General features: G+C 44.2%; 22 protein-coding genes. 13 read left to right on the forward strand and 9 right to left on the reverse strand.

Going from position 1 to position 22,903, the window contains the following annotated elements:
- The first annotated feature begins 152 nt into the window (after positions 1-152).
- Genes cas5c through cas2 form a run of 8 tightly spaced genes read left to right on the forward strand, consistent with a single transcriptional unit; the run spans position 153 to position 6,416 of the window.
- Positions 153-863, forward strand: a complete 711-nt coding sequence (cas5c, locus tag A3IE_RS0101720) for a type I-C CRISPR-associated protein Cas5c (RefSeq protein ID WP_020393848.1) — start codon at positions 153-155, stop codon at positions 861-863.
- Positions 860-2,875: a type I-C CRISPR-associated protein Cas8c/Csd1 gene (gene cas8c, locus A3IE_RS0101725; protein WP_020393849.1), complete on the forward strand. Its 2,016-nt coding sequence runs from the start codon at positions 860-862 to the stop codon at positions 2,873-2,875. The genes cas5c and cas8c overlap by 4 nt, the downstream gene beginning before the upstream one ends.
- 30 nt (positions 2,876-2,905) lie before the next feature.
- On the forward strand, positions 2,906-3,715 hold the full coding sequence (gene cas7c / locus A3IE_RS0101730) for a type I-C CRISPR-associated protein Cas7/Csd2 (RefSeq protein WP_020393850.1): 810 nt from the start codon (positions 2,906-2,908) through the stop codon (positions 3,713-3,715).
- A gap of 2 nt (positions 3,716-3,717) precedes the next feature.
- Positions 3,718-4,344: a CRISPR-associated protein Cas4 gene (cas4, locus tag A3IE_RS0101735; RefSeq protein ID WP_020393851.1), complete on the forward strand. Its 627-nt coding sequence runs from the start codon at positions 3,718-3,720 to the stop codon at positions 4,342-4,344.
- 41 nt (positions 4,345-4,385) lie between these two features.
- Positions 4,386-4,601, forward strand: coding sequence for a hypothetical protein (locus tag A3IE_RS0101740; RefSeq protein WP_020393852.1), 216 nt, complete (start codon positions 4,386-4,388; stop codon positions 4,599-4,601).
- Positions 4,598-5,029, forward strand: a complete 432-nt coding sequence (locus tag A3IE_RS19635; protein WP_020393853.1) for a type II toxin-antitoxin system VapC family toxin — start codon at positions 4,598-4,600, stop codon at positions 5,027-5,029. The genes A3IE_RS0101740 and A3IE_RS19635 overlap by 4 nt, the downstream gene beginning before the upstream one ends.
- Before the next feature lie 4 nt (positions 5,030-5,033).
- Positions 5,034-6,068: a type I-C CRISPR-associated endonuclease Cas1c gene (cas1c, locus tag A3IE_RS0101750; RefSeq protein WP_020393854.1), complete on the forward strand. Its 1,035-nt coding sequence runs from the start codon at positions 5,034-5,036 to the stop codon at positions 6,066-6,068.
- Between the two features lie 57 nt (positions 6,069-6,125).
- The gene (gene cas2, locus A3IE_RS0101755) at positions 6,126-6,416 is read left to right on the forward strand and encodes a CRISPR-associated endonuclease Cas2 (RefSeq protein ID WP_020393855.1); all 291 of its coding nucleotides are present in this window, start codon (positions 6,126-6,128) and stop codon (positions 6,414-6,416) included.
- A gap of 416 nt (positions 6,417-6,832) precedes the next feature.
- Here the strand turns inward: cas2 and A3IE_RS0101760 are convergent, their stop codons facing one another.
- Positions 6,833-8,350 (reverse strand): RimK family alpha-L-glutamate ligase, encoded by a 1,518-nt coding sequence (locus A3IE_RS0101760; RefSeq protein ID WP_020393856.1) that lies wholly within the window; start codon positions 8,348-8,350, stop codon positions 6,833-6,835.
- 129 nt (positions 8,351-8,479) lie between these two features.
- Here A3IE_RS0101760 and rimI point away from each other — a divergent pair, with 129 nt between their 5' ends.
- Positions 8,480-9,595 (forward strand): ribosomal protein S18-alanine N-acetyltransferase, encoded by a 1,116-nt coding sequence (rimI, locus tag A3IE_RS0101765; RefSeq protein ID WP_020393857.1) that lies wholly within the window; start codon positions 8,480-8,482, stop codon positions 9,593-9,595.
- A 15-nt stretch (positions 9,596-9,610) separates the two neighbouring features.
- On the opposite strand, the gene holA is transcribed toward rimI, so the two are convergent.
- Positions 9,611-10,642 carry a DNA polymerase III subunit delta gene (holA, locus tag A3IE_RS0101770; protein ID WP_020393858.1) on the reverse strand — a complete coding sequence of 344 codons (1,032 nt, stop codon included), beginning with the start codon at positions 10,640-10,642 and terminating at the stop codon, positions 9,611-9,613.
- 101 nt (positions 10,643-10,743) lie between these two features.
- Between holA and A3IE_RS0101775 the strand changes: the two genes are divergently transcribed.
- The 3 genes from A3IE_RS0101775 to A3IE_RS0101785 all read left to right on the forward strand — a co-directional run bounded on the left by A3IE_RS0101775 (position 10,744) and on the right by A3IE_RS0101785 (position 13,836).
- Entirely contained in the window at positions 10,744-11,703 is a 960-nt protein-coding gene (locus tag A3IE_RS0101775; RefSeq protein ID WP_020393859.1) for a hydrolase, read from the forward strand.
- A complete protein-coding gene (locus tag A3IE_RS0101780) occupies positions 11,696-12,940 on the forward strand; it encodes a TIGR03862 family flavoprotein (protein WP_020393860.1) in 1,245 nt (414 codons plus the stop codon). Before A3IE_RS0101775 ends, A3IE_RS0101780 begins: the two co-directional genes overlap by 8 nt.
- 65 nt (positions 12,941-13,005) lie before the next feature.
- Positions 13,006-13,836: a M90 family metallopeptidase gene (locus A3IE_RS0101785; RefSeq protein WP_026154722.1), complete on the forward strand. Its 831-nt coding sequence runs from the start codon at positions 13,006-13,008 to the stop codon at positions 13,834-13,836.
- Here the strand turns inward: A3IE_RS0101785 and recD are convergent.
- Positions 13,800-15,560, reverse strand: coding sequence for an exodeoxyribonuclease V subunit alpha (gene recD / locus A3IE_RS19640; RefSeq protein ID WP_020393862.1), 1,761 nt, complete (start codon positions 15,558-15,560; stop codon positions 13,800-13,802). The genes A3IE_RS0101785 and recD overlap by 37 nt on opposite strands.
- Before the next feature lie 98 nt (positions 15,561-15,658).
- Here recD and A3IE_RS0101795 point away from each other — a divergent pair, with 98 nt between their 5' ends.
- Positions 15,659-16,117, forward strand: coding sequence for a Fur family transcriptional regulator (locus tag A3IE_RS0101795; RefSeq protein WP_020393863.1), 459 nt, complete (start codon positions 15,659-15,661; stop codon positions 16,115-16,117).
- Here the strand turns inward: A3IE_RS0101795 and A3IE_RS0101800 are convergent.
- Genes A3IE_RS0101800 through A3IE_RS0101825 form a run of 6 tightly spaced genes read right to left on the reverse strand, consistent with a single transcriptional unit; the run spans position 16,114 to position 22,829 of the window.
- Positions 16,114-17,421: a DUF58 domain-containing protein gene (locus tag A3IE_RS0101800; protein WP_020393864.1), complete on the reverse strand. Its 1,308-nt coding sequence runs from the start codon at positions 17,419-17,421 to the stop codon at positions 16,114-16,116. The genes A3IE_RS0101795 and A3IE_RS0101800 overlap by 4 nt on opposite strands.
- A complete protein-coding gene (locus A3IE_RS0101805) occupies positions 17,418-18,389 on the reverse strand; it encodes an AAA family ATPase (protein WP_020393865.1) in 972 nt (323 codons plus the stop codon). The genes A3IE_RS0101800 and A3IE_RS0101805 overlap by 4 nt, the downstream gene beginning before the upstream one ends.
- Complete coding sequence (locus tag A3IE_RS0101810) at positions 18,386-19,552, reverse strand: DUF4350 domain-containing protein (RefSeq protein WP_020393866.1); 1,167 nt, start codon at positions 19,550-19,552, stop codon at positions 18,386-18,388. The genes A3IE_RS0101805 and A3IE_RS0101810 overlap by 4 nt, the downstream gene beginning before the upstream one ends.
- Positions 19,549-21,126 (reverse strand): hypothetical protein, encoded by a 1,578-nt coding sequence (locus A3IE_RS0101815; RefSeq protein WP_020393867.1) that lies wholly within the window; start codon positions 21,124-21,126, stop codon positions 19,549-19,551. Before A3IE_RS0101815 ends, A3IE_RS0101810 begins: the two co-directional genes overlap by 4 nt.
- Positions 21,123-22,148, reverse strand: a complete 1,026-nt coding sequence (locus tag A3IE_RS0101820; RefSeq protein WP_020393868.1) for a stage II sporulation protein M — start codon at positions 22,146-22,148, stop codon at positions 21,123-21,125. The genes A3IE_RS0101815 and A3IE_RS0101820 overlap by 4 nt, the downstream gene beginning before the upstream one ends.
- Before the next feature lie 3 nt (positions 22,149-22,151).
- Complete coding sequence (locus tag A3IE_RS0101825; RefSeq protein WP_020393869.1) at positions 22,152-22,829, reverse strand: RDD family protein; 678 nt, start codon at positions 22,827-22,829, stop codon at positions 22,152-22,154.
- Between the last annotated feature and the right edge of the window lie 74 nt (positions 22,830-22,903).

Below are 22,903 nucleotides of genomic sequence, written 5' to 3' on the forward strand. Positions count from 1 at the left end.
GAAATTGAAGCGGTAACTAACTTACTTCTACAACTACCTGATGAGAAGTTCTATGTATTGAGTCTTGTGGTGGTGGTAGCTCTATTGACCACTGCATTTATTTTTCGGAACTATCGAAAGAAGTGATTAGCTCCTAAATTTGGAGATTTAATATGTATCAATCAAGGCATTACGATTTTAAGTTATGGGGTAAATATGCCTTATTTACTGATCCTGTAACTCGAGTGGGTGGCGAAAAGTGTTCTTATCATGTACCGACCTATGAAGCTTTAAAGGGTGTTGCCAAATCCATTTACTGGAAGCCCACATTGATTTGGGTCATTGATAAAGTGCGGATTGTGAAACCGATTCGTACTCAAACGAAAGGAACTAAACCTTTGGTATTGAGTGGCGGCAATACCCTAGCCATTTATACCTTTCTTGCCGATGTGGAATATCAAGTGCGAGCGCATTTTGAGTGGAATTTACATCGCCCCGAGTTAGCCGAGGATCGTAATGCCGCCAAACATGTAGCTATGACAGAGCGTGCCTTAAAACGTGGGGGACGACAGGATATTTTTTTAGGTACACGCGATTGTCAAGGTTATGTCGAACCCTGCGAATTTGGTTCAGGTGAAGGCTTTTACGATGCGATAGACGAGTTGACATTTGGCTTGATGTTTCAAGGTTTTGATTATCCCGATGAAACAGGGGGCAGTGAGCTTTACGCTCGTTTTGGGCAACCTGTCATGAAGCGAGGTGTCATTAGCTTTGAGCAGACCGAAAACTCGATGACTCGTAAATATATTCGTGAGATGGAACGTAAGTCTTTTGAGTTACATAAGACAGTGCGGATGTTGACAGACGAGGAGTTGGAGGCATGAGTTGGTTAGCACAACTTTATGAGACTTACGAATGCTGTAGTCAGAATGATGAGTTTCTCAAGGGTAATGATAACAATCCCGCGCTATTACCCATTAGTCACACCACGCAAAACGCTCATATTGAAGTAGTACTCAATCAAAAAGGTGCATTTTTGCGAGCGCAGGTTTTAGAAAAAAATGATTTATTAACAGTTGTACCTTGTACAGAAGGCTCGGCAGGACGTTCGGGCAGTAAGCCAGTCCATCATCCTTTGTGTGACAAGCTGCAATACGTAGCAGGAGACTATGTAAACTTTGGGGGAACGGTCACTGTGGGTTATAGCAAAAATCCACTAGAGCCTTATCAAAATTACCTGAAGGATTTGAGCCAATGGGTCGAATCTGATGATACACACCCCAAAATTCAGGCGATTTATGTTTATGTGAAACAAGCCTGTTTGATTGCTGATTTGGTAAAGGCACAATGTCTTTATGTTAATGAACAAGGACAATTAATCAAACAGTGGGAAAAAGCACCAAATAGTAAGGAAGAAGCACCTGCCATTTTTAGAATCATGCCAGCAGGACAAACGATTGAGGCGGCCTTTGTGCGTTGGGTCGTTGAGATACAAGGCGACCGAGAACCACGCACATGGCAGGATAGTAGTCTTAGAAAAGCATGGATGAGTTTTTACAGTAAACGAGCTACCACACAAGGTCTTTGTATGGTAACAGGTACAATGTCACCCCTAGCTACTCAGCATCCTTCGGGTATTAGACACGGTGCAGACAAAGCCAAACTCATCTCATCTAATGATTCCTCCGGTTATACCTTTCGTGGTCGCTTTACTGATAGTGAGGGCAGTCAAGCCTGTACCGTTTCTTCAGAGGTATCACAAAAAGCCCATAATGCGTTGCGCTGGTTAATACAACGTAAACAAGCCTATCGTTTGGGGGATCAGGCTTTTATTGTTTGGGCAAAAACAGGAAAACCTTTACCCAGTCCGTGGGCAAATACCAAAGATGCCTTTGACGATGATGAAGATGAGGTTGATCTAAACAATGATGAGTCGGTCAGTACAGGTCAAATAGGAGACGTAGGGCACGCCTATGCCCAGCGTTTGATACGTAAAATGAAAGGTTATCGTGCTTCTATTCAGGATACCCAACGCATTTTATTAATGGGTGTGGATTCTGCCACCCCAGGACGTATGGCGGTCACCTTTTACCGTGAATTAGAAAAATCAGAATTTTTCGAGCGGCTGGAATACTGGCATCAACAGTTTGCGTGGTTTCAAAACTACGGTAAAGACTCCCACTTTATTGGAGCACCTTCACCTAAAGATATTGCAGAAGCTGCTTATGGGCAGCGGCTAGATGAAAACCTTAAGAAAGCAACCGTAGAACGCTTACTACCTTGTCTGATTGATAAAGCTCACTTTCCACCTGATCTGGTTCGTTCTATCAGTCATCGAGTTAGCAATAAAGCGGCATTTAGCCCTAAGGATTTGTGGGAGTGGGAGAAAATTTTAGGTATTGCTTGCGCCCTAGTGCGTGGAACACACAAAGAGGAAATGACGATGGGTTTGGATGAAGAACGTACTACCCGTGATTATCTATATGGACGATTGCTGGCAGTGGCTGATTATATTGAAGAAATAGCGCAATTAGACAAAGGTAAAAAACAAGATAATAAATCAGATGATGAAAAAAATAGTGAAAAAAAACGCCAAACCAATGCGGCAAGATTTATGCAGCGTTTTTCACAGAATCCCAGTCAAACATGGCCAATGTTGTATGACTACCTGAATCCTTATTTGTCTCGTATAAAAACAAACCGTTATGGTCGTTGGCAGCAAATGATGCAGTTATTAGATGAGATACAAAATAAGTTTGAATCCGTTGATGATTTTAATAGACCTGATCCATTAACAGGTGAATACCTACTAGCGTATCACTGTCAACGCAAGGCACTTTGGCAAGGCAAAGCTAATAATGAAAGTGAGACCAGTGATTTGGAAAATGACGAGTAAGTAATCTAATTTTTAAGGGATATAAATATTATGACATTACAAAACAAAATTGATTTTTCTGTAATTTTGAGCGTAAAAAATGCTAATCCTAATGGCGATCCACTTAATGGCAATCGTCCACGAACTAACTACGAAAATATTGGCGAAATTAGCGATGTAGCCTTAAAACGTAAAATCCGTAATCGCTTATTGGAACAGGGTTTACCAATTTTTGTGCAATCCGATGATTATAAAACGGATGATGCAACCAGCCTACAAGATCGAGCAGATAAGGTTTTAGGTAAAAAGCTGACTAAAGAAGCTGCCTGTGAAACTTGGTTTGATGTGCGTGCATTTGGGCAAGTGTTTGCGTTTAAATCCAAAGATAAAAAAGCTGGTGATGGTGTTTCTATTCCAGTACGTGGCCCTGTCAGTATTCAGTCGGCTTTTAGCGTAGGGCCTGTCAGTGTAACCAGCACTCAGATTACTAAAAGCGTCAGTGGTGAAGGTGATGGTACTAAACGAGGCTCGGATACAATGGGCATGAAACATCGGGTGGATAGTGGCATTTATGTGTTCAAAGGTAGTATGAATCCACAACTGGCTGAACGCACTGGTTTTAGTAATGCAGATGCAGATGTTATTAAGCAGATTCTGCCTAAACTGTTTGAAAATGATGCTTCTTCTGCACGACCTGAAGGAAGTATGGAAGTCTTAAAAGTATTTTGGTGGCAACACAACTCCAAAGGTGGTCAATACTCCTCAGCAAAGGTACACGAGAGTTTACATGTGAATAATGATGGTAGTTTTGAACTAAAAGAACTGGATGGTTTAAAAGCTGAAGTATTAGAAGGTTTTTAGCCATGCCCGAACTCCACCCCATTATGCTCTCCGCCCTGCAACACTACAGCTATTGTCCGCGTCAGTGTGCGTTGATACATCAAGAGCAAATCTTTGAGGATAATGTGTTTACCATTCGTGGGCATTTGGCACATGAGCGGGTGGATAGTGGGGAAAGCGGCATGGAGTATGGCGTGCGGGTGGAGCGGGCTTTGCCGTTATTTAGTGAGCGTTTAGGTCTAGTGGGTAAGGCGGATGTGGTGGAGTTTCTCGCGGACGGTACGCCTTATCCTGTGGAATATAAGCAAGGTAAACGCCAGCAAAAGCTACACGATGAAGTGCAACTCGCCGCCCAAGCACTGTGTTTGGAAGAAATGACGGGTAAGCCTGTACCAGAAGGGGCAATTTACCACCATAAAACGCGCCGTCGTCGGGTAGTGGCGATTGATACAGCTTTACGCGAACACACGATTGCTTTAGTCCAGCAAGTGCGTGATTTATTAGCGTCGGGTGTGATTCCCGCGCCGACATCTGAACGCGCCTTGTGTCAAAATTGTTCCTTAATTGATGCCTGCCAGCCTGATTTAGTGGGGAAAACGGCGACGCTTGCCCGTTTGCATCAGCATTTATTTGTGGTGGAGGATGAATAGTTCTAGTCTAAGCGTATAGGATTTTAGATAGGAGTTTGTTAATGAGTGCCTTAAGACAACAAGTTTTACAGGAATTAGTTTCCTTAGACACGCCGAGTTTACTGGCATTGCAAAATTTATTGGTGACCTTGAAACGTCAGCGCGTTCAGATGTTGAAACGTGGGGCTGGAGCAGCTAAAAGTCGTACTACTTGGCAAAATAAAGGCTCTGAGAGTATCGCTAAGTTAATTATTGACGATAGGGAAGAGCGTCTGTGAACTTGTTTTTTGATACCTCGGCTTTAGTAAAGTTTTTTCACCAAGAAATGGGTAGTGAGCAAGTTATTGCTCTTATTGAAAAGCCTGAGAATGATATTTGGGTATCTGATTTAGCTCGTATTGAGTTCAATAGCGCCTTATATCGCAAGTTCCGTAGGGGTGATCTTGATGCCGTGCAACTAGTTGAAATAGCATCAGGTTTTCAGGAAGAATGGCAAAATCTTAATGTCCAACCTGTTAGTCAAGCTGTATTGGATGAGGCTGAAGCTTTAATGCAGCGTCAAGGCAAACAATTAGGTTTAAGAACATTGGATGCTATTCAATTGGCGAGCTTTGCATTATTAGCGGAGGAAAACTGGGCGTTTGTCGTGGCAGATGGATTACTTGCAGATGCAGTAGAAGCTGAACAATTAGCCGTTGCCTTATAAGCTTATGAAACAACTCCTCAATACCCTCTACTTATCCACTAACGATAGCTACCTCAAATTAGAGGGTGAAACCTTAGTGCTAACTGTCGATAACGTAAAGCGTGGGCAAGTGCCTTTGCATCACTTAGGTTCGATTGTGTGTTTAGGACGCGTAATGATTAGCCCCAAATTAATGGCGCGGTGTATGCGAGATGGGCGCTCGATTGTTTGGTTGGATGAGAATGGGCGTTTTCATGCACGGGTGGAAGGGCAAGTCAGTGGCAATATTTTATTACGCCAAGCGCAATTTCGGGCAGCGGATAAACCTGATGTGGCATTGGGTTTAAGTAAGGCATTTATTGCCGGTAAGCTTAGAAATTCGCGTAATGTCTTAATGCGCAGTGCGCGGGATAGTAAGGAAGAGTCTGAAAAACAAGTGCTGACCAAAGCTGCCAAAGCCTTAGCGATTAATTTGCGCAATGTAGAATATGCCGACTCGCCTGCCTCGGTATTAGGTTTGGAAGGTGACGCGGCACGGGTTTATTTTGAGCAATTCAATACCATGATTAAGCCGTCAATGCGTGCTGAGTTTGAATATAAAGGGCGCAGCCGTCGCCCGCCCAAGGATGCGGTGAATGCCTTAATTTCATTTATTTATGCCTTGATTTTAAACGATTGTCGTAGTGCTCTAGAAACCGTGGGGCTTGATCCACAACTTGGGTTTTACCATGTAGTACGTCCCGGACGACCTGCGTTAGCCTTGGATTTATTGGAAGAATTTAGAGCGGTATTGGGCGACCGTTTAGCCCTGACGCTCATTAATCGTGGGCAATTACACGAAAAAGATTTTGAATTTCGAGAAGGTGGCGCGGTTTATTTGAATGACACGGGGCGTAAAACGGTGGTATTCGCTTATCAGGAGCGTAAGAAAGAAACCTTGCAGCACCCTATCTTAGAGCAAGCGGTAGAAATTGGTTTATTACCTTTATTGCAAGCGCGTTTATTAGCGCGTTATTTGCGTGGGGATGTAGCGTCCTATATTCCGTTCCTTAACAAATGAGAATTTTCTTTCCTCCCTTAACCCAAATGGGGTAAGGGAGTTAAAGGGTTGATCAATATGCTGATTTTGGTAAGTTATGATGTATCGACCGAAACCTCTGCGGGGCGACGACGTTTACGGCGGGTGGCGAAAACTTGTTTGAATTATGGTCAGCGCGTACAAAAGTCCGTGTTTGAATGCAAGGTGGATGCCGCGACTTATGAGTTGTTGAAAGATGCTTTGCTGAAGGAAATTGATTTGGCTGAAGATAATTTAAGAATTTATCGTCTGGCCGAGCCTTTGAGTAAGAATGTGCAAGAGTTTGGTAAGTTTAAAGCCAAGGATTTTGAGGCGCCTTTGATGTTGTAAGTAGCAGGCTTTTGCTATAATGGTTGTATTCCAGCTCCGCGAACCTAGAGCGATAGTCAAAAAGCTGTATGGTTCGCGATCATTTAAGTTTCTGATTTAATTGGTTTTATTTTTATGCCTTCCATCCGTGAACTAATTTTCCCCTGTTTTCTTTTGAGTTCGCGCCATTCCCCAAAAAAAGCTATACTTTTCATGCTCTTGCAAAAGGGCGATTCTCCCAGCTAATTAAACTGGGAGCGGATTGAAACCACATATTTGGCGTTAGAGAGATAAGGGGGAACTATTCTCCCAGCTAATTAAACTGGGAGCGGATTGAAACGCCCCTGTCTTGACGGGCTGCTAGGGCCTTAAAAATTCTCCCAGCTAATTAAGCTGGGAACGGATAAGTATTTAGGTAATAGAGGGGGTGTAATTTCTTAAACTTCTATGCTAGGCTTAAGGGTTTTTTTGGTTTTACTCGGATGATGTTTTGCATCTAACCGCCTTAGAAATTCGGCCATAATGCGTTGGTATAATTGCTTTCCTAATACACGATCCTCTACACCATGCTCAATACTAGGATTGTCATTTACCTCAATCACTACCACGCCTTGTGCTGTCTCTTTTAAATCAACACCGTATAAGCCATCACCAATCAACCGCGCAGCTTTTAGGGCAGTTTCTAATACAGCAACAGGTACTTGGTCAATAGCTAAGGTGTCAGCGCGCCCCTCAACAGACTTACCATTTTTATTATGATTAATGATTTGCCAGTGACCACGCGACATATAATAGCGACAAGCATAAATGGCCTCGCCATTCAAAATGCCAATCCGCCAATCGAATTCCGTATAGGTGTAAGCTTGTGCTAAAATTAGTTCGGAGTGTTCGAATAATTCAGCAGCAGCTTTTTCTAATTCAGAACGATCTTTGACTTTAAACATGCCACGTGAGAAAGAACCATCCGGTATCTTAAGTACCATGGGATAACCGAGTTTCTTCTCCGCACGCTCTAACTCACCTTTACCAAGAATAACGCTGGGAGGTATTTGAATTTTATTGGCGGTCAATAATTCACTGAGATAAATCTTATTCACACAGCGTAAAATGGAGCTTGGATCATCAATAACCACTAAGCCTTCATTGGCTGCTTTACGCGCAAAGCGATACGTATGATTATTTAACGCCGTGGTTTCACGAATAAATAAAGCATCATACTCTGCAATATGTCCAATATCCTTGCCAGTAATGAACTCGGTTTCAATCCCTAAGTCCGCTGCGGCTTTAATAAAATAGTGCAGTGCTTTGGCATCGGAGGGCGGCAATGCTTCCTGTGGGTCGTGCAAAATCGCAAGATTATAACGCGCTGGTATAGCCTGATCAGGTTCACGCCAACGTTGTTGTAGTTTATTTTCTAAAACCTTGAAAAAATAGCCTTCTTGCAAACTGCTAAGGGTAGTTAAGCTGCCGGTCTTTAGCTTGCTAATGCGCCAGCGCCCATTACGACTAAATTCAACACGCAACAGCGGCGTTGGAAACGCTTCATAAAGGCGGCGTGCTAAGGGGCGCAAGGCTTCGCTGTCGCATTTGCCGAAGTGCAGCACAATTTCAAAGCGCGCAATATCAACGTTCTGGTGTTGCGCCTGCTTCGCTAACGCTTTGGTAACCACGTCGTCTAGATCATCAATGATCGGGCCGTAGAGGGTTTTACGTGTGAGGTCATGTAAAGTTTTGACTGAAGGTAACATGCGGTGTCCGCGTGCTTCAGCGAGGAGCGAGGCATAGTAACCTAAACTGTGATAATTCAAATTACGACAGAGATTAATCACATGCAGGTTGCGTTTTTTGGCCCAATCACTGCCGGTAAGATAGTCACGCACCGCAGCGACGGGAAATCTGGGATAATCCGTTTTCCAATGTTTTATATCGTCGACTAAGAGTAAATACTCAGGCATACGTGAGGGCTTCCCTTGTTATATGTAATAATTAATGAGGTGCTGCATCATACGGCTTTTAAATGCTCTGTGTAGAGTGCATTCGCCGACTACTTTGCATAACTATAACCAATAAAATGAGACTTTTTCATGAACGATACGCCAGTTCGTCCTGCCACGCTAAATGATCTATCGCGTTTAGTTGAACTGGAACAGGCTTGTTTTGATTCCGATCGTTTAAGCCGTCGCAGTTTCCGCCATTTTTTAAGTAGTGCTAATTGTTTTTTAGTCGCTGGTTCAGAAGGCGAAGTGCTGGGCTATATTCTTGTATTGCTGCATCAAGGTACGCATCTAGCACGGATTTATTCACTCGCCGTCGATCCTCGCCAACAAGGCCGTGGCCTTGCCCAAACTTTGATTGAGCAGGCAGAAAAAAGTTGCGTGGCGGTCGGACGAATCACCATGCGTTTAGAAGTGCGCAAAGATAATCACAGTGCGATTCGGCTTTATGAGCGTATGGGGTATCATAGTTTTGGCGAATATCACGATTACTATGAAGATCATGCAGATGCCTTACGTTTGCAAAAGCGTATTCTGCATCTGGCGCAACACACTACCCACCTCAAGGTTCCCTATTACGCGCAACAGACCGATTTCACTTGTGGGCCAGCGGCGTTGATGATGGGCATGGTAGCACTGGATCCTCGCTTATCGTTAACAACAACGGAGGAGCTAAGGATTTGGCGTGAGGCGACAACGATTTATATGATGGCAGGGCATGGTGGTTGCAGCCCGTTAGGCTTGGCTTTAGCGGCTATGCGACGTGGCTTTATGACTGATGTTTATATTTCCAGTAATGACACGCCTTTTTTGGACTCGGTACGTGATGAAAAGAAAAAGCATGTGATGAGCTTAGTACACGCAGATTTTCTGGAGCAGTATCAGTACTTAGCAGCAGATCATTTGCATTATACCAGTCTGTCTCAAGTGCAATTACAAGAGGCACTAGAGCGGGGCGCTTTACCCATTGTGTTAATTAGTACCTATCGCTTCGATAACCAGAAAGTGCCACATTGGGTCGTCGTGACTGCGATGGATGAGCGCTTTATTTATATTCATGACCCCTTTATTGATGAGCCGGTGTTTCGTTTTGCATTAGACAACCAATATTTGCCCATTAGCCGTAAAGACTTTGATCGTATGTCACAATTTGGGCAATCGCGCTTAAGAACCGCCGTGATCTTATCTAAAAAGGCAAGCGCATAAGCTTGTCACTTCAAGCTATTGCGTAAATAAACGCTTTCCCATTAAGGCTAGAGCCAGATCGAATACTCCATCCCATAAGCGTGTTTCACTTTTACTCACCCCTTCGCCTACCCCTTTACTATGTTGATCTAAGATCGCCAAACGACGATATAGAGGCATAAAGTTGGTATTAGCAAGACGCTTGAACGCGTGTTGTAATAAAGCTTGACGGTCGCGCGTGGTCTTCATAATGAGATGTTGGTTACTGCGCTGGTATCTGACATTAGTGCAGCCTTCTTCCAATTGCCGCAGCACGTCTCCTAAAGCCCAAATCACTAAGGGTAAGGGGGTGTCATCTTCTCGCAAGACCTCAAGAATATGTTTTAAGCGCGGCACATCAGGCGCGAGAATCGCATCGGCTAAATCAAACACGCTGAAACGTGAGCTATCCGCCGTAACGGCGGCTAATTGCTCAACGCTAATAGGTTGTCCGGCAAATAATAATTGCAGTTTATTAATTTCTTGTGCAGCCGCCAGTAAATTACCCTCCACCCGCTCAGCCAAATAACGCACCGCTGCATCATCGGGTTTCAAGTGTGCTGCTTTCATTCGTGCTGCTACCCAGGCCTGCGTTTGCGAGGCATTCAGTTCCCAAACCTGTACGACAGCACCGACTTGATCCAATGCTTTGACCCAAGCCGCATTACGCACCGCTTTATCTAATTTAGGGGCTTGAATTAAGAGCAATTTATCTTGCGGTGGATGACTTAAATACTGTTGTAAAGCTTTGCTGCCGGCCGCGCCAATCTTGCTACTGCTAAAACGCATGTCCAATAATTGGCGTGTTGCAAAGAGTGATAAAGCTTCACTGGCTTGTAGCAAAATACCCCAATCAAATTGCGGATCAACATGCAAAATTTCGCGCTCACTGAAACCATGCTGGCTAGCATAGACCCGAATCGTATCAGCCACTTCCATAACTTGTAGCGGCTCATCACCAGTAATCAAATACACGGGCTTTAGGCCTGTTTGAAGTTGCGTTTCAATTTGATCGGCGCGTACCTGCATCGTAGTATCCTGACAAACACATGGCACAAGCGTAACACAGCTCAACTTGACGCGCTGCGTTGTGCCGCCTATAACACGCATTTTCCTCAAGTAGAATCACTATGGAGTCGACTTTCTCCAACTACCAAGCACCTGTGGGCTTACGCTCCGCACATGTACAAACCTTGTTGCCAACCTTGTTGCGAAAGCGTTTAGACCTGCCATTACGTTGGGAGCGTATGGAATTGGCCGATGGCGATTTTATTGATTTAGCGTGGTATGAGCGCTCGCAAGCACCATTGGTCTTGGTGATGCACGGCTTGGAGGGTTCACTCCGATCCCATTACGCTACACCTTTAATGCAATGTTTGTATGAGGCTGGTTTCAGTGTGGTGTTTATGACCTTGCGTGGTAAAGGACGCGAACCCAATCGCTTACCACGTAGTTACCATTCAGGCGCCAGTGCCGATTTAGCAGCAGTATTGCAACAATTAACGGAGCGTCATCAGCAGCCTTTTGCCGCAGTCGGGATCTCGTTGAGCGCTAATATCTTGTTGAAGTATTTAGGGGAAACTGGCGAATATGCCCAGCTCAAAACAGCCATCGCTATTTCCGCACCGTTTCAATTAGCACTCTGTGCTAAGCGTTTATCCGAAGGCTTTTCACAAGTTTACAATCGTTATTTGTTGAACCATTTAAAAGCCTCGTATCGTGAGAAGTTCTTGCGTATTCCATCCCCCCTTTCTGTTGATTTAGCGTCAATCAAGACCTTATATCAATTTGATGATACAGTGACAGCGCCCTTAAATGGCTTTAAGGATGCCAACGATTATTATCAGCGCTCTAGCTGCAAGCCTTTTCTTAAAACAGTAGCGATCCCGACGTTAGTCATTCATGCCTTAGATGATCCTTTTATGTACCCCAGTATAGTGCCCAACCCTGCTGAAGTGAGTGCTTCGATTCAATTAGAAATTTCCAAACATGGTGGGCATGTCGGTTTTATGAATACCCAAGGGTTTTGGCTGGATAAACGTGTTCCAGACTATTTGACACAGCAATTGCGTTTGCAACACCATGCTTAAAGCGCCTCGCATTGTGATTATTGGGGGTGGGCCGGCTGGTTTAATGGCTGCCGAGCAACTGACTAATGCTGCTTATGCGGTCGATTTATATGATGCGATGCCATCCGTAGGACGTAAGTTTTTATTGGCCGGGATTGGCGGCCTGAATCTAACGCATTCTGAAGATTTTAGCGATTTTATGCAGCGCTATGCCCAAGCGGAACAGGATTTATTACCGAGTTTAACCTTGTTTAATGCGAATACCTTACGCGAATGGGCGGCGGATTTAGGCATTGAAACCTTTGTGGGTACCTCAGGGCGCGTTTTTCCGAAAGCAATGAAGGCTGCCCCTTTATTACGCGCTTGGCTTCTGCGCTTGAAGCAGCAGGGTTTAACTATTCATTCGCGTCATCGCTGGGTAGGCTGGAACACTAATAATCAACTGATCTTTGCGACTCCCAGCCACGAGATCACTGTGGATTATGATGTATTGATTTTGGCCTTAGGCGGTGGGAGTTGGAAAAAACTCGGCAGTGACTCGGCTTGGGTAAATCTACTAAAAGCGCGCCATATTGCTATTTTCCCCTTAAAACCTAGTAATTGCGGTTTTATTTGTGACTGGAGTCAGCACCTACGCAGTCATTATTCGGGTGCTCCTCTGAAAGCTGTGACGCTGAGATTTACGGATTTATTAGGAAACACTGAAACTCGCCAAGGTGAATTAATGATAACCAAGCGGGGTGTCGAAGGTAGTTTAGTTTATGCGTTTTCGGCACGCTTGCGCGATATGATTGAGGCTAAGGGCAAGGCTAGCTTTTATTTAGATTTGTTGCCTCAGCAAAATCTTGCCGACTTAGAAAGATTATTGGCCAATCGCCCCAAACAAAAAAGTTTAGGCAACTTCCTAAAAAGTCGCCTGCATCTGGATGCTACCAAATCTGCTTTATTCTTTGAGTGTTTGCCGCGTCATGAACCACCGTCTGCACGGCAAATAGCTCACTTGCTAAAGGCTCTGCCAATCACCCTAACGGCCACCACACCGATCGATGAGGCGATTAGTACTGCAGGCGGTGTTTCCTTTGCCGCAGTGGATGAGCATTTGATGTTAAAAGCCTTATCGGGCGTATTTTGTGCTGGTGAAATGTTGGATTGGGAAGCCCCAACAGGCGGTTATTTGCTCACAGCGGTGCTAGCGACAGGTCGTAAAGCGGGGCAGGGAGCGCTCGCGTTTATCCAGAATCAAGTGCCAAGCTCTTGAAATTCTAGCCTTATGCCCGAATGTTTTAAGGCAGCTTCCAGTTGGAAGTGGCCTTGGAGCGTTTTATGTCAGGATATGTGTGGTCATTATTCTTATTGCTGGCAATTATTAGTGGTGCCATTGCGTGGTGGCTCATTCCTTATTACGCCTTACGTAAAGCAATTAACGCACCTTTTCCTGAAGCATGGCGGCGTATTCTAGCGCGTAACTTTCCTATTTATCGTCATTTGCCGAGCGACTTGCAACGACAGCTCCAAAAATTGATTAAGCAATTTATTCATGAAAAGCATTTCACCGGCTGTAATGGCTTGGAAATCACTGATGAGATTCGTGTCACTATAGCGGCAAGTGCTTGTTTATTATTATTAAATCGTAAAACATCAGTGTATGGTGATTTGCGTTATATTTTAGTCTATCCCGATGGATTTATAACACAGGAAGAAAAATTCGTAGAAGGTGGTATTAAAAGCCTGCTTCCGTCCGGTCTCCTAGGTCAGTCGTGGAGCAATGGCAAAGTTATTTTATCGTGGGCTGATGTATTAAAAGGAAATCGTGAGTTTCGTGACGGTCATAACGTCGCATTGCATGAATTTGCGCACCAATTAGATAATGAATCAGGTTCAGTGAATGGCGCTCCTGTGTTAGCGAATCAACAGCATTATCAACGTTGGGCATCGGTATTGACCGAAGAATATGAAGCCTTGCGCCGTGCAGCCTTTCAAGGTGATGAAACGCTAATTGATCAATATGGTGCTACCGCGCCTGCTGAGTTTTTTGCAGTTGTGACCGAGACTTTTTTTGAGCGCCCTTTGGAATTATTAAATCGCCATCCCGCTTTATTTAATGAATTGAAAATTTATTATAAAGTGGATCCTTCTGATTGGATGGAGGCGTGATATAAATCACGTAAGCGGCGGCGAATACAAGAGCTAGTAGGGAGATCACGTTTAAGCGCCGCTAATAATACACTTTGGCGACCCATAATATCAATTTGCTGTTTGGCGCGAGTAATACCGGTATATAATAATTCACGTACCAGCATTTGAGAGTCATCTTGCTCGGGTAATAATAATAACACACGCTCAAATTCTGAGCCTTGGCTTTTATGAATGGTCATTGCCCATGCGGTTTCATGAGCCGGTAAACGTACTGGCGCAATAGCGCGAAAGCCCCCTGTATTAGTGTTCGCAAACCAGACTTTCAAACCCTCAGCACTGGGTAAGCTAATGCCAATATCACCATTAAATAAGCCTTGGCGATAGTCATTTTCTATGACCATGACAGGGCGGCCTGCATACCAAGCGCCCTGTTGTATGCGCGGTAAGGCGGGTGCTAATAATTTGCCTAAACTTATATTTAAACGTTCTGTGCCAAGGCTGCCTTTGCGCAGCGGTGTTAAAACGCGAAACTGATTAAATGCCTGAAATAGCGAGCTTAATAAAGCCGGATCAGGATTGGTTTGCCATTGTTGTACCTGCGATAAATAAGGCTTCCAAGCAGTTTGCAAGGTCTTAGAATCTAAGCGTGCTAGTTCACTCCACGTAACCCCTGTGGGTTGTTGCTGTAGTAGCTCGAGTAAAGCATTCTCCTGCCGATCGCGCACCGCAGTAGCTAATCGTCCAATCCCACTCTCGCTAGAAAAACGCCAACTTTTTTCCAAGACCACCCGATATGGATCAAGGGGATGGGGATTATTCGGTTCTTGCAGGCAGAGATCACGAAAAATAGATCCTGTTTCTACGGAGGCAAGCTGATCTTTATCGCCCAGTAGAATTAAGCGTGTTTGTGGACTGACCGATTCACATAGATGCGTCATAAGTGAAATATCAATCATGGATGCCTCATCCACAATGACGACATCCGCCGGTAACGGGTGGCCAGCATGATGTCTAAAGCCAACTTGTTTAGGTAAAAAACCTAATAAACGATGCAAAGTGCTGGCTTGCTCGGGAATATGTGCTGCTAACTCTGGCTCAAGTTTTAAAGTCTGCTTTGCTTGACGTATGGCCTCTTGCATACGCATGGCTGCTTTTCCGGTTGGCGCTGCTAAGCGAATGCGCTGGGGCTTAATGCCAAGTTGCCCAATTAAAAGGCACAGCAAGCGCGTCAGTGTCGTGGTTTTGCCGGTACCAGGGCCACCGGAAATAATTAAAAATGGGTGTTTGGCGGCTTGTGCCACGGCTTGTTTTTGTAATGCGGTATCAGGATGACTAAACCATTGATTGACGGTTTTGTCGATTTCATGGGTGTTGGCGGCTGATAAGTCTATCGCATACAGGCGTGCCACCAAATTCTTTGCCAAACGTTGCTCGTATTGCCAATAACGATTGAGCCAAATATAGCCATATTCTGTGATGAGCGGCTTATAGTCCCCCGCTTTACCTAGGGCGGGTGTTTTTAGGAGCTCAGTCAATTCATCGGCACTCAGTGTGCTAGGCAAGCGATTAGCAATGCTATTTTGGCGTGTGGCTTGGCTGGTAGCGCGTGCTAATTCATATAGTTGTGTTTTTTGTAGTTCGCTCAGCACGTAATGCTCTTGCTCGCATAAGCGAAGCATTAATTGTGCAAATTGCTCATCTAAAAAGCCTGAACTGGATTCACTCAACGCCACAGGACGCATAAATATACTCGCGCTAGGAAGAAAATATACTGCAAACTTGCATCGACTAGCTGGAGCATCGTTATAATACAGCTTTCGTACTAAGGTTTAATTGCTTCATGAATGTCGAGCCTGCGCCAGCTAATACCGCAACACAAGCCCTTGAGCAGGCACGTAATCTACTGAGTTTTGCGCGTGGCCGCTCAACACAAGCCCGTTTGCATGTATTGGCTATTTTACTACAAGCTGAGTCAGCGTTGAGCCATGTTGATATTGAAAATTTAGCAGCGCAACAAGGCATAGAAGCCGATCGGGTTACGCTATATCGCGCCTTGGATTGGCTAGTGGAGCGTGGCTTAGCACATCGAATTGCTGGGGCGGATCGAGCTTGGCGTTATAATGCACAGCTAGGGTTAGCGCAACAGCACGCACATTTTTATTGTCGAGCTTGCCAGCAAGTATTTTGCCTTGAAAACTTGCAGCCTGCCTTATTATTCGCCTTACCCCAAGGTTATCAATTAGAGCAAGTAGAGTTAAATCTGCAAGGGCAGTGTCCGGCTTGCCAAGCACGTCACTAAAGTGCCCCACTGCGTTTAATATCCAAATAGCGATTAATTAACGCGGTTGATAAATGGTCGGGCGCTACGTCTAGGGCATGTATGCCAGAGCGGCGAATTTTTTCTAAGGTCGTTTGGCGTTGCTGTAAATAGTTCATGATTGCCGCTTGCTCAATGGCTTGTTCCAGTTTGTCCACTGGTGTTTGTAACGCTTTATCTAAAGCCTGTTCGCGCATACTGGCTAAGAGTAATAGATGGCGTCTGCGCAATAAATGTAAGGCAGGCATTAAATCTTCGGTATCTTCATCGCGTAAATTCGTTACCAAAATCACTAAAGCGCGTTTTTTCTGACGCACTAATAATTCAGTCGCGGCTTGGCTATAGTCGGGTGCTTGTGGAGTGGGTTGCAAGTCATACAGCGCATTCAATAACTGATTTAGGGCATAATGGCCTTTACGGGCAGGTAGCCAGCGTTGGGTGCCGCCAAAAGTGCCTAAACCCACGGCATCCCCTTGACGTAGCGCCACATAGGCTAATAACAGTGCTGCATTCAAGGTATGATCAAAATGCGATAACGCGCCGTCACGGGCTTGCATCCGATGCCCACAATCCATGAGCAGAATGATTTCTTGATCACGCTCATCTTGATATTCGCGCGAAATTGCTTTGTACATTCGTGCAGTCGCTTTCCAGTCGATTTGGCGCAAACTATCACCGGCACGGTATTCGCGTAATTGATGAAAATCCTGACCTTCGCCACGGCGACGTTGTTTACGAATGCCGATTTGACTGAGCTTATTATCGGTTGCGAGTAGGGTGTATTGTGCAATAGCGGCAAAGTTGGGATAAATCCGCAGCTCTGAGGGCACTGCTAGCTTATAATCATGCCACCATAATTGTAGGGGCGATAAGACCCGTGCTTGTGCGATCTGGTATTCATATCGTCCCCGTTCGACGGGGCGAATACTGTATTGCGGCTGGGCAAAAGTGTTTGGTGCGAGCGAAAAACGCAGCGGTAGACCTTGTACAGCTAATTCGGCGGGCGCATGATCGAAAAGCTCAATCGTCAAAGGGCGTTGGCTATCTTGTGTAATATGCAAGCTCACATTGCGCTGAATCCCTACCGGCAAAGAGTGCGGTACATCACGGCTTAGCGTAATGCGAGGCGTGCGCCATGCTCGCCAGGCGTCGTAAGTGGCATTTACTACCCATAACCCTAAGGCAAGTAACCAAAGCGTTTGTAAATCAGGGTAAAAGCTCACCACCAGCGCAGCCGCTAAAAAGCCTGTGAGTATATAAAAGCTGCGTCGTGCGGGCAGAATCATTGGCGCGGCGCTTCCGTCTTGTTGAGCAGAGCATTCAACACATGATCCGTGTTATAGCCTTCTAATTCCATTTCTGGTGAGAGCGAAACGCGATGGCGTAAGACCGGCAAGGTAACTTGCTTAATGTCATCTGGGTGTACGAAATCACGTCCTTCCAATAAAGCATGAGCGCGTCCTGCCCGAATCAGCGCAATGCTACCACGCGGGCCTGCACCAAAACGTAAACCTTGGCCGCCACGTGTGGCTCGTACTATACGAACGGCGTATTGCATGACGCTTTCATCCACCGCCACATTCGCAGTGACTTTTTGCATTTCCATTATAGCCTGTGGCGTTACCACTGCTTGGAGTGCATTCAGATTAAAACGATCGCCAATTTGTTGATTCGTGACTACGGCCACCATGGCGTTTTCTTCCTCAACACTAGGATAGTCGATGTAAACTTTAAGCAGGAAACGATCGAGTTGAGCCTCTGGTAGTGGATAAGTGCCCTCTTGCTCAAGTGGGTTTTGAGTCGCTAGCGTCATAAAAGGTAAGGGCACCGGATGCGCTTCACCTTCAATTGTGACTTGCTGTTCTTGCATAACCTCTAATAAAGCTGATTGGGTTTTAGCAGGCGCACGATTAATCTCATCTGCTAATAAAATATTCGTAAAAACAGGGCCTTTGCGTAAATCAAAACGCTGATTCTTCATATCAAATAAGACATGCCCACTAATATCCGCTGGCATTAAATCCGGTGTAAATTGAATCCGTGCAAATTGCCCAGAAATACTATTTGCTAGGGCTCGGACTAATAAAGTTTTACCTAAGCCCGGTACGCCTTCAATTAACACATGCCCACCGGCTAATAAAGCGATTAAGGTTTCACGGATGACTTGTTCTTGGCCAATCAAGGCTTTGGCGATTTCTGATTGAATTTGTCTAGCAAGTTGGCTGGCTTGAGACAAACTAAGCGAGTAAGTCATGTCGAGTTCCTTAAAGTATTAGCTATTTTTACCAAGTTTAAAAATTCTGCTTCAGAGAGTTGTGGCGATTTTAATAAATGTTCTAGCGTCGAGTATTTATCATCAGGCCAATTTAAATAAAGTGCTAGCTGTTGAGTGATTTTCTTATCGTCTAGTAATTGCCCGCCATTTACGCGTTTTTGCGCGAGCTGTTGAATCTGTTGGCGGGTGGCTTGGATGAGTTTTTCTTGGCGCTGCTCAGGGTTATTCCATAGCCAGAAACCACTAGCTCGAATATGCTCTAACAACTGACGCCTAAAAGGCGGAGCAACATCAATTAATGGCCCTAAGCGCGGTATCCATGCCCATAGCGTTAATAAAATCAGCAAAGCCAAACTTAACAATACAGTCCAAGCGTATTCTTGGAGTAGCTTCATAAGCGAGGGATAATCATCTTTATCAATCAACCAAACCTTGCTAATTTCTTTGGCGTGGCTATGGACTAAGTACCATAGAAGTTTAGCATGATCTTCATCTTCTAAGTGGCGATTAGAAAAAATACTAGAGTCTGCTAAGAAACTTACTAAACCTTCACCATATTTTTGTTGTACTAACCAGTTATTATTTTCATGTGACGCGGAGAAGCTTGCCTGTGGAGCAATTATAGAATAAAAAAAATCTACTCCAACGCTTAAGGTTTCCTCAGTATTCGGCAAGTTAATTTCTAGGGGTAGCTGCTCTTCTTCAAGATAGACTGATTCACCTGAGCTAATCTTTAGTGCATTTTGTAAAACATCAGGTTTTCGATCGTTTTCAAAAGGAGTATCAGCTAAAATACTAAAATCAGAATGAGTACTACGTGTACGTGCTATTAAGTGTCCACCTTGCTGAACCCAATCTAATAAGGCCTCTATTTTTTCTGAGGAAATATTATAGCGTTGGGTATCTAAGAAGATAACCGTCTTAGTGTCTGCTGGCGGGCCAGTATAATCGAGACTTTGGGCGGGAATACCCATTCTTTTTAAGAATAGTCGGGCTGCATATAAGTCATTAGTGCGTGCTTCACCTTGAAATCCTGAGTATTCCTCAACTTGTTTCAGTTCATAATTTGCATCAAATAAAAAGCCCAAAGCAACTAAAAACAGGAGTGCTAAGATATTGATGATAATAGTTTTAAGGCTCATGCGCTTAGCTCAGTTTTTTCAGGTGCGGCCTGAAAGTTGCTCCAGTTATTAAATAATTCACTAATAGCATGGTCATTCGGTTGGCGATGGGCATAAGCAATAGTTTGCCATTGCTGGGTGAGTACACGTAGGTAGTGTAGACGTGATTCAGATAAACTTGGCCGAGCTAATTTGATAATATCACCTTCGGTATGACTACTTAAAATATCTAAAGTATCATGGCGTGTTAGAATCATGAGTGCAGCACGGTATAATAGACTTAGCGCCTCTCGCGTTTTTCCCTGCTCAAATAATTGGCGAGCCGTTCCGGCTATATCATCAGGTAGGGACTCAGGGCGAATATCTAAGCCAAATAATACATCGGGTTTGGCAATTGGATCGGATTTCTTAGCACTGTGATCTAATAAGGCTAGTAGTTTCTTGCGATAAATAATGCCAAGAATAATTAAGATAATAATAGCGACATACAATAAGCTTTTAATAGTTTGAGCAAAAATTTTAGCGAGACCTGTTAGAAAAGGCGTGGGCTCATAATCAGTGCGCGGATTTTTTTCTTTTTTATGGCGTGGTACAAACGTCCAACGCTGTGTCTTTTCAGAAAACTCTGGTAGTGCCATGACTTCTTCTAGCTTAGCTTCAGCTTCATTGACGGGTAAAACATTTGGTTCCAGAGGTTCAGGAGACGGTATTTGGGTTTCAGTGCTCTCTGGTTTAGTGTCTGCATAGCTAGGTGTTGCCAGAAAGCCTTGCGTAAAAACAATAATCAGAGTAAGTAAGGCTACAGCCAAACTTGAAAGTACTGGCTTTGCTAGTTTTTCGAGGCGTTCACCTAAATGACGGAAGGTAATCTCTAAATCCCATGCTTCAAGCTGACTACGACGATTTAAGTAAAGCCCAAAGCCTCCAGCGACAAAAAATGGATGAATTAAAAAAATGCTCAGGGTATAGACAATATATTGAACTAACTCGGCCCAGTAGTTCAAATCTAAATTGGTTTTTCCTTGAAATATATCTTTAATAAAATCCATCATAAAACCGCTAGGATCAATAGTAGTGATTAATCCATATAAGGTAATAGTGATTAGAAATTCAAAGTGTAAACATCCAATCGTCAGCCAAACTGCTTTATCATGACCTTGTAAAAATAATAACTGTTGACGTTCTTTACGTCCTGTGCCGCGTAATCCCTCAAGCTGCCAAATAGGTAAGCTATAGCTACGTGATAAAGAGAGGCGTCGATAAGTTAAAGCACCAAATAAGCCGCTATGACGAAGTAACTGTGGTAAGGCTGAAAAGGCTTGCGCACTACTAAGTTGTTGTCCGAATAAGCTATGACTTAGTATATGTAAAATAAAGCGATCGTATAAAGGTTTTAGTAGCCAAGCAATAGTATAGGCTACCCAGATATAATCAAGAGGCGTTACCAACCACAGAAAAGAGCAAATGAGTGTGAGTAATAAGAAAAAAGGCCAATAAAGAACTTGCCAATTCGCTTGTACTAAAGAAAAGCCTAAATCAATAGCCTCCCATTCAGTCCTAGGGCGCATAATGACGGTAAGCTCGGCTAGCTTCATGCCGATACCTGCCTGACTGTGTTAGTACGGAACCGTCCGACCCAGATAAAATAACTAATGGTTAGTAACCAGAGTAAAATGCCGACTATATATTTCACAAGGGCTGGTATAATGACTTGGGATGACCAGAAGGCTTCAATAAACGCTGCCATAATCGTCATCGTTGCCGCTCCATAAATTAATCGAATGGCAATTTGGCTATTATCTAATAAGGCAAGTAGACGAGACTTTTGTCCCGGTTTAATCAAAGCCTCGGCTAGTTTAAAGCCAGCTGCCCCTGAAATAAACATCGCAATAAGTTCAAAGGCACTATGGCCTGCAACGAAACTCCAAAAGGTTTGCGTATAGCCAACATGTGTTAAGTGCCCAGCAACCGCTCCAATATTCAGGCCATTAAATAAAATCACAACTAAGGTACCAATCCCAAAGAGTAGGCCGCCCGCAAAGGTTTGGAAGTCGATTCCCGTATTATGGCTAATATAAAAACCGAACATATAAACGTCCGTGTCAGCTTGACGCTCACGCCCTAAGCGTTCTGTGAGCTTAGGATTATACATGGCTTCCATTTCAAGCACCTGTTCACCATCAATTACTGAATAAACTAATTCAGGATAGAGCTGAATAGCGCCAAAAATTAGGAAAAAGCTAAGAAAAAATAAAGCAGTAGAAAATAAAACAACACGGTATTCTTGCCGTACTAGTTGTGGGAAACCATACAGAAAGAAATCTAAAATTTGCTTGAAAATATTGAATTTGTGTGAGTAAAGGCGATTATGTCCACGTACTACTAAACGATTTAAGCGTTCAATTAACAGTGGACTGTACATGCGCGATTGTGCCAAGGCCAAATGATGGCATAAGCGCCGATAAGCTTCCGGAAAGTCAAAACTAGCGGGCACATTGTGTTGATCAGTTTTTGTGAGTCTTGCTCGTTCACGGCGTGATAAATCTTGGAAATTAAGCCAAGTTTCAATTTGTTGCCATAGGGCTTCATTATCATTAATAAAGGCGGATTGTTTCATCGTTTATTGCCCAGTGATCCAGCTTGCAATACTACGCAGCCAAGCTGCTTTATGCAGTTGTCCTGCCACTAAAGTCCCTGTTAAATCGGCTAATTCTTCTTGGCGCTCCGGCGTCAGGCTTTTTTCGCGTTGAGCAAATAGAATAATCGCTTGTTGTTCGGCGAGAGTCAGGCTGACGGGCGGCATCATAGCGGGTGCTTGATTGGCTTGTAGTGGTTTTGAGACTTCAGGCTTATATAAAACAACCGTATTGGCCGCCAGATCGCCCAAGCGTTGAAAACGGCGATTGAGTAAGATGCTGATTAAGCCCAAACCATAAAAAAGAGGTAAAAAATCCACCACTCGCAGCAAGTTTCGTACCACAGAAGCGGCTGGTGAAATAGGGCTGGCGTCAAGATGTGCTACATATAAGCCCATGTATTTTTTGCCAGGAGTTTGTCCGTGAGAACGTAACTCAAACCAAACGGGATAAAACCATTCCATTAAGAACATTAAAATAAAAGCAATGCCTAATCCGGTTTCGCCTAAAAAGCTGGCTAATGCAAAGGTCAAAAAATAAATAACCACGCGAATCCCTAAATCAATGACCCAAGCCCACATACGTGGCACAGGGCCAGCCGGAGAGAGTTTTAACTCAATACCCTCTGGTGTTTGCACGGTGTAGGTAGTATCAATACGCATAATTGAGATTTGGATCGCTTAAAATGGTCAGTTAATTTTATAAAAATTAAGCGCAAAGCATGAAGCGGAGGTAG

The organism is Thiolinea disciformis DSM 14473, from assembly GCF_000371925.1.
GTDB classification, from domain to species: Bacteria; Pseudomonadota; Gammaproteobacteria; order Thiotrichales; family Thiotrichaceae; genus Thiolinea; species Thiolinea disciformis.